The sequence below is a fragment of the Streptosporangium becharense genome (assembly GCF_014204985.1).
In the GTDB taxonomy this organism is placed as follows: domain Bacteria; phylum Actinomycetota; class Actinomycetes; order Streptosporangiales; family Streptosporangiaceae; genus Streptosporangium; species Streptosporangium becharense.
Genome location: NZ_JACHMP010000001.1, coordinates 7,091,365 through 7,104,218, shown reverse-complemented (window position 1 = coordinate 7,104,218; position 12,854 = coordinate 7,091,365). Strand labels below are relative to the sequence as shown.

Below are 12,854 nucleotides of genomic sequence, written 5' to 3'. Positions count from 1 at the left end.
GGCCACACTCCACACATGTGGGATGTCTTCCTCCCGGGAAGCATCACTCATGCGGGGATAGCACCCCGCCCCGATGGTGGCGCTTGCCCACAAGGCGTCAGTCGTGCACCCTGGGACGACTTGGCATCCCAAACACGAAGAGTTGACCATGTCCGAAATGTCGCATTCTTTAATAGTGCTCCAATCACACGCTCACCGTCGATAGTCCCGCAGGTCAGGCAGTGTGCTCCCCGCGCACGCGGGGATGGTCCCAAAAATGGGTAAGCCGGAACCGTGGGAAAAGGGTGCTCCCCGCGCACGCGGGGATGGTCCTCCGGGCCATTCGTCTTGCCGGTTCTGCCTGTTGTGCTCCCCGCGCACGCGGGGATGGTCCTCCGGGCCATTCGTCTTGCCGGTTCTGCCTGTTGTGCTCCCCGCGCACGCGGGGATGGTCCCGGTACGGCCCCAAACTGATGATGGTAGACAGAGTGCTCCCCGCGCACGCGGGGATGGTCCCACGCCGACCGTCACCGAGGTGACCGCGGAGTAGTGCTCCCCGCGCACGCGGGGATGGTCCTCATTTAGTACGAAGATGCCTCGCTCATCCTCCGTGCTCCCCGCGCACGCGGGGATGGTCCCCCGGGGCGGCACATCCCTCGCCGCCCCTGGTCGTGCTCCCCGCGCACGCGGGGATGGTCCCAACAGCCACACCCCGAACCCGCGAAACCAGGAGTGCTCCCCGCGCACGCGGGGATGGTCCCATCGCGAAGTTCCTGGGGATCTCCCTGGTCGGGTGCTCCCCGCGCACGCGGGGATGGTCCCAGGGACGGTGTGCGGGTCGCCTACCTGTACGAGTGCTCCCCGCGCACGCGGGGATGGTCCCAGCAGCCGGACGGACCAGTTCAGGGCCGGTAGGTGCTCCCCGCGCACGCGGGGATGGTCCCGCCGACAAGCGCGCCTTCCAGGACGCCGTGACGTGCTCCCCGCGCACGCGGGGATGGTCCCTCGGACCCGGCGCCCTCCGGGGCCGGGCGCACGTGCTCCCCGCGCACGCGGGGATGGTCCCTCAGCACCTCCCCGGAACTCTAGGGACTCCCTGTGCTCCCCGCGCACGCGGGGATGGTCCCATGCGCCACATGCTTCCGAAGGCCGCTCTCGTGTGCTCCCCGCGCACGCGGGGATGGTCCCCGCCCGCCGGGCATGGCCCGTATCAAGGCGGCGTACTCCCCGCGCACGCGGGGATGGTCCCCTTGACCGCGCTCCCCGGTGCGGCCCACCTCCGTGCTCCCCGCGCACGCGGGGATGGTCCCGCCCGGCGGGTAGCGGAAGGGATTTCGGTCAGGTGCTCCCCGCGCACGCGGGGATGGTCCCCGGCCAGCTTCAGGAGGATCCGATGCGACGCCGTGCTCCCCGCGCACGCGGGGATGGTCCCGGCGCATGCGGGTCGCCCCCAGGACGGAGGTAGTGCTCCCCGCGCACGCGGGGATGGTCCCGCGGCGCTGGCCCGCATCGCCGCTCAGGTCATGTGCTCCCCGCGCACGCGGGGATGGTCCCCGTCCACACCGAAAAAAGAAGCCCTCCCGAACGTGCTCCCCGCGCACGCGGGGATGGTCCCTGTTTCCGCAGGTCAGAGGCGGTTATGTTAGTGTGCTCCCCGCGCACGCGGGGATGGTCCCGGCGAGGGGCGTGGAACGCTGCGCTGGGTCGAGTGCTCCCCGCGCACGCGGGGATGGTCCCACGATGGTGCCGCCGCCCGAGCGCAGGGCCTTGTGCTCCCCGCGCACGCGGGGATGGTCCCGTCCACACGGCGGCTCCGTCGATGCCCGCGGAGTGCTCCCCGCGCACGCGGGGATGGTCCCTGGCGCGGACGGTCGCCACGTTGGAGACCGTAGTGCTCCCCGCGCACGCGGGGATGGTGCCACCACCCGCCTGCCGATGTAACAACCTGTCGTTGTCGTAGTCAGTGCGTAAGGGCGGTGTGCGCCGCCGGTCGGGTGGACAGGAGGCTCGGCGGGAACACCGGTATGACCCGCCTCACACCGGGCACGATTCCGCCGCCTCCGGCGTTGACCTCGGGAAAGGACCCCATGGTGGGCTGATCACACAGCCGGCCGCCGTGGCGCGCGTGCTCGGTTCTCTTCGGTGGCGACGGCCGGCGGGAGAGTGTGAGACGGCCTCGCGGGGCCGCAGGAGAAAGGAACGAGGTGGTGGTGTCCGTGTCATCGGACCCCGGCCATAGCAGCACCCGCCCCGGGCGAGGCGGGAACCCGCGAGAAGCCCCGCGACGAGCCTCGCGAGGAGCCCCGTGATGAGCATCGCCCTCGGCCTGCTGGCCGTCCTGATTCTGACCCTGGCCACCGGCTACTTCGTCGCCCAGGAGTTCGCATACGTCACCGCCGACCGCCTCGCCCTGTCGCAGCAGGCCGCCGCCGGTGACAAGAAGGCCGCTCGCGCCGTCAAGGTGATGGAACGACTGTCGTTCATGCTCTCGGGAGCGCAGCTCGGCATCACCGTCACCGCCCTGGTCGTCGGGTTCATCGCCAAACCGGCGCTGGCCGAGCTGGTCGCGCCCGGCCTGGAGGCGCTCGGGCTGAGCGGCGGCGCCGTCGACGCCGTCGCCCTGGTGCTCGGGTTCGTCATCGCCACCGTCGTCCAGATGGTGCTGGGTGAGCTGGCCCCCAAGAACCTCGCGCTGGCCCGGCCCGAGCCGCTGGCCCGTGCGCTGGCCGCCTCCACCCTGGTCTACATGACGGTCGCCGGACCGGTCATCCGGTTGTTCGACTCGGCGGCCAATCGGCTGCTGCGCGGCGTCGGCATCGAGCCGGTCGAGGAACTGCACCACGGTGCCACCCTGGAGGAGCTCGGGCACATCATCGGTGAGTCCGAGGCCCACGGCCACCTGCCCGGTGACCAGGCCGACCTGCTGGAGCGGGCGCTGGCGTTCGCCGACCGCACCGCCGAGGAGGTCATGGTCCCGCGCGCCGACGTCGTCACCGTCAGCGGTTCCGCTCAGGTTCCGGAGCTGGACGAGCTCATCGCCCGCCACGGCCACACCCACTACCCGGTGCTCGGTGCCGGCCCCGGTGAGGTGGCCGGTGTGGTGAGCCTGCGCGAGCTGGCCCCGATCCCGCCCGCCGGGGCGGCCGGCACGCGGGTGGGGGAGATCACCCGCGATGTGCTGGTGGTGCCGTTCTCGATGCCGCTGCCGGAGCTGGTGGCGCAGATGCACGCTCGGGGCGAGGAGGTCGCCTGCGTGCTGGACGAGCACGGCGGCCTGGCCGGCCTGGTCACCTGGGAAGACGTTGCCGAGGAGCTGGTGGGGGAGATCACCGACGAGAACGATCTCGACATTCCGCCGGTCGTCGAGACCGAGGGCGGTTGGGAGGTCGACGCGGGCCTGCGGGTCGACGAGGTGGCCTTGGCCACCGATCTGGAACTACCGGACGAGGACGATTACGACACCGTCGGCGGTCTGCTCCTGCACCGTCTGGCCCGCTTCGCCGCGGTCGGCGACGCGCTCACCGTCGAGCTGGTGCCGGACATGGCCGAAGGCACGCCCACCCATGTGGAGATAGAGGTCGTGAGCGTGGACCGGCACGTGCCCGACCGGGTCCGGCTCCGTCCCGTCCGCCGTACGGACGACGACGCCCGCGATGAGGAGGGTGAGGACAGGTGAACCTGCCCCTCGGTCTTGCCCTGACCGTCGCGCTGCTGGCGGGCAACGGCTTCTTCGTCGCCGCCGAGTTCGCCCTGGTCGCCGCCAAACGGCACCGGCTGGAGAAAGCCGCCGCCCGGGGTGACCGCGCCGCCGCGGCGGCGGTCAAGGGCATCCGGGAGCTGTCGCTGATGCTCGCCGGCGCTCAGCTCGGCATCACCCTGTGCTCCCTGGGGCTGGGCGTGGTCTCCGAACCGCTGATCGCCGGATCCCTGACCCCGCTGTTCCACGCCTGGGGCCTGCCCGAGGCCGCCGCGCACGCCGTCGCCTTCGTCATCGCGCTGGCCGTCGTGACGTTCCTGCACATGGTGATCGGTGAGATGGCCCCCAAGTCCTGGGCGATCGCCCGCCCCGAGCGCTCGGCCACCATCCTGGCGTTGCCGTTCCGCGCCTTCACCGTGGCGGTCCGGCCGGTGCTGCGGCTGCTCAACGGCGTCAGCAACCTGCTGCTCCGCCTGGCGCGGATCCAGCCTCGCGACGAGGTCTCCCACCCGCGCACCCCCGCCCAGCTGCGGCACCTGGTGGAGGAGTCCCGCCGTCTCGGGCTGATCGAAGGTGACGAGCACGCCGTCATCACCCAGGCGTTGCACGCCCCCACGGCCTCGATCGCCCCACTGGTCGTCCCGGTCGCCGACATCGTCGGCGTTCCGGGACCGGCCTCACCGCAGGAGGTGATCGACGTGTGCGCCGGCACACGCCGTACCCGCGTGGTGGTGTGGGACGGTGTCCGGCCCGCCGGGGTGGTCCACGTCCGCGACGCCTACCTGGCCCGCCGGCGCGGTGCCCCGGTGACGGCGCGTGACATGGCCTACCGGTTGCCCGAGCTGGCGGCCGGGACCTCGGTCTCGGCCGCGGTCTCGGCGATGCGCGCCGCCCGCAGTCAGCTGGCGCTGGTGCGCACCGGCGATGGCGCGCCGACCGGGCTGGTCTTCCTCGACGACCTGCTGGCCCGGCTGCTGGTGGGGGCGTAGAGTCACCTCTCCGTGAGGTGCGGCCGCCGGCCGGCGGCCACGCCTCACGGAGAGATCCTCATGTCCGAGGCCTCCGAGGCCCCGGCGACGGTGCTTGACGACGACCGGTTACTCGACAGGCGTCCCGCACCTGTCCGGCCTCATCTCCGCCCGGCGAGGGCCGCCGCCAGCTCCCGCAGCACCGGGTGCTCGTAGATGACGGCGACCGGGTGGTCCCCGCCGAGTTCCCGGTTCATCCGGTCGACCGCGCGCATGGCGAGGATGGAGTTACCGCCGATCCCGAAGAAGGTGTCCTCGCGGCCGACCTGCTCCACCCCGACGACCTCGCCCCAGATCCGGGCGATCCCGCTCTCCACCTCGCCCTGTGGGGGGACGTGGGCCGTGGCCGGGCCGGCCCGCGAGGCCAGCAGCGCGGTGACGTTCACGCTCCCGTCGGCGCCGCGCGGGATGCGCCGGACCTGCACGGTCCGCGCCGCCGCGCCGAGCGGCAGGTCCGCCAGGACGCCGCCGACCGCCTTCTCCAGCTCGTCCTCCGGCACGCTCCCGTCGGGCACGATCGCGACGAGCACCCTGGCGCCGGCGGCTCCGCCCGCGACGAGGTGCGGCCACATGTGCTCGTTGGCCGGGTCGGCGCCCAGCAGCAGGTAGGGGTGGTCCTGGTTGAGCGCGTCGAGCAGCAGCGCCAGGCCCCGGGGGCGGTCGACGACCCGCAGCCCCCGGCTCCGCGCGGCCTCGGTCAGCGGGCTGGCGCGGTTCATGCCGACGTCGGCCCACATGCTCCAGGCCAGGCAGCGGACCGTCCGGCCCTGCCCGGCCCACCGCCCGGCGAAGCCGTCCAGGGCGGCGTTGGCCGCGGCGTAGGAGCCGAAGGACGCCCCGCCCAGGAAGCCGTTGACCGAGGAGAACAGCACGACGGACGTCTCCGGCCGTGAGGCGAGCAGTTCCTCCAGCACCCGGCCGCCGGCCAGCTTGGGGCGGAGCATGTGCCGCAACCACTCGGGCCGCTCGTTGACGACCAGGTGGCCGCCGAGGTCCTTCCACTGTTCCCGGACGTCGGCGCCCGCCAGGTGCATGACCGTGTCCAGCGGACGTCCCCAGGCCCGTTCCGCCTCGGCGACGGCCCGGCTCATCGCGGGCCCGTCCGCGGCGTCGGCCGCGGCGTAGGAGCACTCGCCGAGCGCGCGCAGCCTGCGCAGGGTCGCGGCCCGCTCGTCGTCCAGCTTCTCCTGCGGGGTGCGGCCCACGACGAGCACCCTGGCCCGCACCGCGGCGAGCAGGTAGGCGGCGACCTGGGCGCCGATGCCGCCGAGCCCGCCCACCAGCAGCGCGGTGCCGCCGGGACGCAGCACCTCGGCGGGGACGGCCCGCCCGCCCCGCTCGGGGACGGCCCGCAGCCGCGGCACGTGGGGCAGCCCGTCCCGCAGCGCCGTGACCTCGCCCGCCGGGGACGCCGGGGCGAGGGCCGCGCGGACCGCCTCGTCCGCGGGCACCGTGCCCGGGGGGAGGTCCACCAGCCGGATTCCGGCGAACGAGCCCTCCGCGTGGGCGGTGCGGACGAGCCCGGTCAGCGCGGCGCGGCCGGGCTCCACCGGTTCGCCGGGGCGTGCCCCGGTGGCGCCGGAGGTGATCACCCCGACGGTCACGGGTTCCGGGGCGGCGGCCAGTGCCCGCAGCGCGAGCAGCAGCCCTTCGGCGGCGTCGTCCGCGTCGCGGGCCCCGGGGCCACTGTCCGGCTCCGCCTCCCAGGCGTGGACGGCGAACCGGGGCAGGCCGCCGGCGCGGGCGACGACCACCTCCAGGGCGTGTTCGTGCTGGGCGGGGTCCAGCGGGAGGATCTCGACGCAGGCGGAGACGTCCGGGACGGCGCCGGAGCCGGAGAACTCGGCGGACGGGACGGTGCCCGCGGCGGAGGCGCCGACAGCGGTTACCGCGGCGTCGGGCAGGTCGGCCGACAGGTCGCGGAAGGCCGTGCCCCGCCGGATCCACGCGACCGGGTGCCCGGTGACGCGGCCCACGGCCGCGGCGACCGCCCGGTCGCCGTAGACCAGCACCGGTTCGCGCGGCGGGTCGGCGGGGCGGCCCTCGTCGGGCACCCACACGCGTTCGAACATCCAGGCGTCCGCCGCGCCGGGCCCGTCGTCGCCGTGCTCGTCGAGCCGCCCGTCGTAGCGGCCCTCCCGGTAGGCGTCCACGAGCTGGGAACGCTGGATCTTGCCGCTGGCCGTCTTGGGGAACTCCTCCGCCTCCAGTGCCACCACGGCCTGGGGTTGCAGGCCGGTCTCCGCGGCCAGGGCGGCGCGGATCGCGGTGGCCGTCCGGTCGCGCGGCGTGTCCGCGCCGGAGGGGACGTAGAAGACGACGACCGCGTCGGTGCCGAGCTGCGGGTCGGAGACGCCGCAGACCGCGGCGAAGGTCGCGCGGACGCCGGGCACCTGCCCCACCACCGACTCCAGGTCGTGGGCGGGGAAGTTGGCGCCGTTGACGATGATCATGTCCTTGGCGCGGCCGGTGAGGGTGAGGCTGCCGCCGCGCAGCAGGCCGAGGTCGCCGGTGTCGAACCAGCCGTCGGCGGTGAACGCCTCCGCGTTGGCCTCGGGGTTGCGGTAGTACTCCCGCAGCAGCGTCGCTCCCCTGACGTGGAGCCGTCCGACCTGGCCCTCCCGCAGGACGGCGCCCGCACCGTCCACGATGCGCAGTGACACCCCGGCGACGGGTGCGCCGACCTCGGTGAGCACGACCGAGCGGGGGGTGCCGTGCGGCACCTCGCGCAGCTCGCCGCCGAGCGACCTGGGGTCGACGCAGATCGTCCCGGCGGTGTGGTCGTCGTGGCGCAGCCGTGAGTAGGTGACGCCGGAGGACGTCTCGGACATGCCCCAGCAGGGGACCATCGCGTCCTCGGGCAGGCCGTGCGGTCGCAGCAGCTCCACGAACCGGTGGGCGGTGCGCGCGACCACGGCCTCGCCGGCGTTGCAGATGTTGCGCAGGCGCGACAGGTCCCACGAGCCCCGGGCGATCTCGTCCTCGCACTCGTTGAGCAGCGCGAACGCGAAGTTGGGCGCCCAGGTGTTGGTCGCGCCGAACCGGTCGGCCCAGTCGAGCCACGACAGCGGCCTGCGGACGAACGCGTCGGTGCGGGCGTTGACGTGGTCGCACCCCAGGATGACGTCGCGCACGTTGTACATGACGATGCCGCCGACGTGGTCCAGGGGCATCCAGTTGAGGGAGACCTCCTCGGGGGTGAAACCGTTGGCGTCGATCGTGGCGAACGTCCGGTTGACGATGGACCGGCTGGCGTGCCGGACGCACTTGGGGGTGCCGGTGCTGCCCGAGGTGAGCAGGTTGAGAACCGGGTCGTCCGGGCCCACCGGGACGGGCTCGGCCGCCGCCCCCGCGCCGAGCTCCGTGACGCTCGCCACGGTGAGCGCCGGTTCCGACCATGTGCGGCCGAGGCCGGCCACGGGGTCGCGCAGTTCGTCGTCGGTGACGATGACGGGGTGGTCGAGCAGCCGCCAGGCGGAGCGCAGCTTGCGGGTGACCGCGTTCTCGCGGCCGTAGCCGGGGGCCGGGCCGACCGGTGTCGGCAGGACACCGCCCAGCACGCACGCCCAGAACGCGGTGACGAACGACCGGCTGTCGGCGCACTGCAGCAGCGCCGCGTCGCCGGGACGCACCCCGAGCTCCCGCAGGCCCCGCAGCACCCGCAGGGCCTCCTGGAGGAGTTCGGCGTAGGTCTGCCGATCCTGCCCGCCGTCGGGCAGCACGTAGGTGGTGCCGCGTCCGGGCCACCGCGTCGCGGCCCGGATGAGCGCCTCCTGGAGGGTGGCGGGCGCGTCGCCGGGCGGTTCCAGCGGGGGGCCGTGCACGATCGCCTCGGGGGCCGTCGGTGACGCGGACAGCGACACGGCCGGTGACACGGACGACGCCGCCGGCGCCGGGCCGGAAGGTGCGTCTTCGGGCGTGCGGGAGGTGCCCCGGACGACGACCGCGGCGTCCCCGACCCCGGGGAGGCTCCTGAGGGCGGACTCCACGGCCGCCGGATCGGCCGGTCTACTCCCGATTCCCTGACCCATCGCCTGCCTCCTGTGTGGGGACGTTCCGGAAGGTGAGCGCGGCGGCGACGCGGCCGGCCACGTCACGGTCGAACTCGTTGACGAAGTAGTGACCGCCGGGGACCACGACCTGCTCGCACCGGCCGGTGGTGTGGCGGTTCCAGGCCGCGTACCCGGCGTCGCCGACCACCGTGTCCCGGTCGCCGCGCAGGACGGCGATCGGGCACGACAGCGGCGGGCGGTCCGGGCTGCGGTGGCTCTCGAACAGGGTGAAGTCGGCGCGGAGCGTCGGCAGCAGCGCCCGCATGAACCCCGGATTGGCCAGGACCGCCTCCGGTATCCCGCCCAGCCGCCCGAGCTCCTCGGCGAACCTCTCCTCCGGCAGCGCGTGCAGCGGGTCGGCGACGGGCCCCAGGCAGGGTGCGGCGTGCGCGGCCACCAGCAGCACCGCAGGTTCGACGCCGTAGACGTCGCGCAGTTCGCAGGCCACCTCGTAGGCGAGCAGCGCTCCCGCGCAGTGCCCGTAGAGCGCGAACGGCTCCGACACGTACGGCAACAGGCTGAGCCCGCACGCGCTCACCAGCTCCTCCATCGAGGCGGGCAGCGGTTCGCGGGTGCGGTCCTCCCGGCCGGGGAGCTGGACGGCGACGACCTCGACGGACTCGTCCATCAGCTCGGGCCAGCCGTGGAAGAGCGAGGCGCCCGCTCCGGCGTACGGGAAGCAGAACAGCCGGATCGCGGGGGCGTCGCGGGCGGCCCGCCGGATCCAGGGCGACTCGGCGGTGAAGCCGCGCCGGGCGGGGGCGCTCACCGCTCACCGCCCGGTGTGCCCAGCAGGTCGGCGACCTCCTCGTCGGTGCGGCCCTCGACGAACTCCAGGGCGGCCAGCATGGTCCGCCGCGCCTCGTCCCTGCGCGCCACCAGGCCCTCGACGACCTGGGCCATCCCGGTCACGGTGGGGTTCTGGAAGAAGTCCGCGATGGGCAGGTCGACGTCGAAGACGGCCTTGACCCGGGGGGCGATGCGGATCGCCTGGAGGCTGGTCCCGCCCAGGGCGAAGAAGTTGTCGTGCTTGCTCACCCGCGGCACCCTCAGCAGGGGCAGGAACACCTCGTCGGCCACCCTGCGCTCGGTCTCGGTCCGCTCCTCGGCCTCGGCCTCGGCCTGCTCCACGGGGTCGGCGAAGCGGACGGGGGGCAGCGCCTTGCGGTTGACCTTCCCGCTGAGCGTGAGCGGCACCTCGTCGAGCGGGATGAGGAAGCTGGGCACCATCGGGGGCGGCAGGCGCTCGGTGAGCGCTCCTCGGACCGTGTCGAGCTGCAGCGTGGCTCCCTCCGCCGGGACGAGGTAGGCCACCAGCAGGGAACCGCCCCGGGGGTCGGGGACCGCCTCGGCCACCGCCCTGCCGACCTCGGGCAGCGTGAGCAGCGCGCTCTCCACCTCGCCCAGCTCGATCCGCACCCCGCGGATCTTCACCTGCCGGTCGGCCCGGCCGTGGAAGACCAGGTCGCCGTCCGCGTTCCAGGCCGCGAGGTCGCCGGTGAGGTAGACGCGCGAGCCGGGCTCGCCGTACGGGTCCGGGCGGAACCGCTCGGCGGTGAGGTCGGGCCGTCCCAGGTAGCCGCGGCCGAGTCCGGCTCCGGCGACGGCCAGCTCCCCCACCGCGCCGGCCGGTTGCAGGCCCATCTCCCCGTCGAGGGTGTAGGCGCGGTGGTTGGTCATGGCCCGGCCGATGGGCGGGGAGCCGCGCCACACGCCCTCGCACAGCTTGGCCACGACGGTGACGGTGGTCTCGGTCGGCCCGTAGCCGTTGTAGAAGCGCCGCCCGGCCGCCCAGCGGGTGGTCAGTTCCCCGGTGAACGCCTCACCGCCGACGAAGGCGATCCTCAGGTCGGGGTAGCGGGCGGGGTCGAGCAGCTCCATGATCGCGGGCGGGAGGTCGATGACGGTGATCCGCTGCTCGGCGAGGACCGCGTCGATCCGGTCGATCGAGCGCCGCTCCTCGTCGTCGACGGCGTAGAGCCGGGCGCCGGTGAGGAGCGCGGAGAACAGCTCGAACGTGGAGACGTCGAACCCGGGCGAGGCGAACTGCACGACCCGGTCGTCCGGCGTGAGGGAGAACATCTCCTGGACGGTGCGGATGAAGTTGACGACGTTGCGGTGCTCGACCAGCACCCCCTTGGGCCGGCCCGTCGAACCGGAGGTGAAGATCGCGTAGGCGAGCGCGGACGGGGGGACCTCGATGGGCGGGGCCTCGTCGCGCTCGCCGGCCTCGTCCAGGTCCAGCCCCTGCCACCGCCCTTCGGGCAGGCCCGCCAGCGTCTCACGGTCGCCGATGACGATCCTGGCGGCCGAGTCGTCCAGGATGGCCGCGATCCGCCCGGCCGGGTTGCCCAGGTCGACGGGGACGTACGCGGCGCCCGCCTTGAGCACGCCCAGGACGGCCTCGGCGAGCCGCGGGCCGCGCGGGGGGGCGACCGCGACGAAGTCCTCGGGGCCGACGCCCAGCTCGCGCAGCCGCGCGGCGACGCCGTTGGCCCGGCGGTCCAGCTCGGCGTAGGTGATCTCGGTGTCCCGCCCGGCGACCGCGACCGCGCCGGGACGTTCCCGCGCGCGCTCCTCGAAGATCTTGTGGATCAGCTCGGGCTCGCGCCGCCCGACGGGGACGTTCCACTCCTCCAAGATCACCCGCCGCTCGTCCGCCCCGGCCAGCGGCAGCCTCTCGTGCGGGACGTCCGGGCCGGCGCAGCCGGCCGCCAGGACCCGCAGGTAGCGCTCCAGCAGCAGCTCGGCGGTCCCGCGCCGGTAGAGGGCGGTGACGTAGCGCACCCGCACCAGGTCCGGCTGCACGACGAGGTCGAGCTCCAGGGTCGCGCCGCCGGTCTCGACCTGCTCGGCGACCGCGCGCAGCGGACCGGCCTCCGCCCGGGGCGCCGCGTCGTCGCGCAGTTCGAACCCGACCTGCACCAGGGGCAGCCGCCCCGGGTCGGGCTCGACGCCCACGGCCTCCAGGATCAGCTTGAACGGCAGCGCCGCGTGCCGCTCGCCCTCGGTCCTGGCCCGGTGCACCCGCCGCGCGATCTCCGCGAGGCCGGGCGCCCCCTCCACCTCGACGCGGACGGGCTGCAGGTTGCCGCAGTCGCCGACGAGGGCGGCCGGGTCGAACGGGCCGGGCACGTTGACCGGGAGCCCGACGACCAGGTCGCGGCGGGCGGTGACCCGCCCGAGGACCGACAGGAACGCCGCGAGGAACACGTCGCCCGCCGCCACGCCCAGCCGGTCGGCCAGCGCCGCGGCGGCCTCGCGCACCGGGGCGTCGAGCGGGGCGGAGACCGTCTCGGCCGTCAAGTCGAGCAGCCGCCCGCGGGGCAGGTCGGCGGGGATCTCGGTGCTCTCCCAGCCGGCCAGGGTCTCCTTCCACCAGGCCGCCGCCGCGGCGGCCTCCGGCCCGCGCACCCAGTCGCGCTGCCAGGAGGCGTACTCGCCGAAGTGCGGGGCCGCGGCCCCGGCCGCCCGGCCGCCGCCGAGCCTGGCCTCGTAGGCGGCCATCAGGTCGCGCAGCACCACGCCGGCCGATCTGCGGTCGAAGACGAGGTGGTGGGTGACCCACAGCAGCACGTGGGTGCGGTCGTCCACGGCCAGCAGGCGGTGGCGGACCAGCGGCCCGTTGTCGAGGTCGAAGCCCCGCTCCAGTTCCTCCCGCACCACGGCGGCGCAGCGGGCGTCCAGCTCCTCGGCGGCGGTCTTCTCCACCGTCGGCCGCGCCGGGCGTGCGGGACGCAGCACCTGGGCCCCGTCCGCGTGCTCGTGCGGCATCACCGACCGCAGCACCGTGTGGCGCTCCAGGACGTCGTCGAGGGCTCCTTCCAGGGCCTCGACGCTCAGCTCGCCCTCCAGCCGGAAGGCGAAGACCAGGGCGTACCCCGCGCTCGCCCGCGAGATCTTGTCGAGCACCCAGAGCTGCTCCTGCCGGAAGGAGAGCGGGGAGACCCTGGCGCCTCTCGAGACATTTTCGAGATTGCGGAGGAACTCGGCCCTCCGATCCGGGGGAAGATTGCGCAGTCGCCTTACGAGTTCGCTCTCTTGAACCATCGCGCGCGTCCTCTATATTCGACTTTGAAACCGTTTACACGTCAGCAC

The 12,854-nt window shown here is 74.0% G+C and carries 5 protein-coding genes and 1 CRISPR repeat array; of the genes, 2 read left to right on the top strand and 3 right to left on the bottom strand.

Annotated elements, in window-relative coordinates; all coding sequences use genetic code 11:
- Window positions 1-223: 223 nt before the first annotated feature.
- Window positions 224-1,899: a CRISPR direct-repeat array (repeat unit 29 nt; unit sequence GTGCTCCCCGCGCACGCGGGGATGGTCCC).
- 388 nt (window positions 1,900-2,287) lie between these two features.
- Entirely contained in the window at window positions 2,288-3,655 is a 1,368-nt protein-coding gene (locus tag F4562_RS30750; RefSeq protein WP_184540112.1) for a hemolysin family protein, read from the top strand.
- Window positions 3,652-4,665: a hemolysin family protein gene (locus F4562_RS30745; RefSeq protein WP_184540110.1), complete on the top strand. Its 1,014-nt coding sequence runs from the start codon at window positions 3,652-3,654 to the stop codon at window positions 4,663-4,665. Before F4562_RS30750 ends, F4562_RS30745 begins: the two co-directional genes overlap by 4 nt.
- Window positions 4,666-4,805: 140 nt before the next feature.
- On the opposite strand, the gene F4562_RS30740 is transcribed toward F4562_RS30745, so the two are convergent.
- The 3 genes from F4562_RS30740 to F4562_RS30730 are packed head-to-tail and all read right to left on the bottom strand — an operon-like array spanning window position 4,806 to window position 12,806.
- The gene (locus tag F4562_RS30740; protein WP_184540108.1) at window positions 4,806-8,735 is read right to left on the bottom strand and encodes an SDR family NAD(P)-dependent oxidoreductase; all 3,930 of its coding nucleotides are present in this window, start codon (window positions 8,733-8,735) and stop codon (window positions 4,806-4,808) included.
- Window positions 8,713-9,525, bottom strand: coding sequence for a thioesterase II family protein (locus F4562_RS30735; protein ID WP_184540106.1), 813 nt, complete (start codon window positions 9,523-9,525; stop codon window positions 8,713-8,715). Before F4562_RS30735 ends, F4562_RS30740 begins: the two co-directional genes overlap by 23 nt.
- Window positions 9,522-12,806, bottom strand: a complete 3,285-nt coding sequence (locus F4562_RS30730; protein ID WP_184540104.1) for a non-ribosomal peptide synthetase — start codon at window positions 12,804-12,806, stop codon at window positions 9,522-9,524. The genes F4562_RS30735 and F4562_RS30730 overlap by 4 nt, the downstream gene beginning before the upstream one ends.
- Window positions 12,807-12,854: the final 48 nt, after the last annotated feature.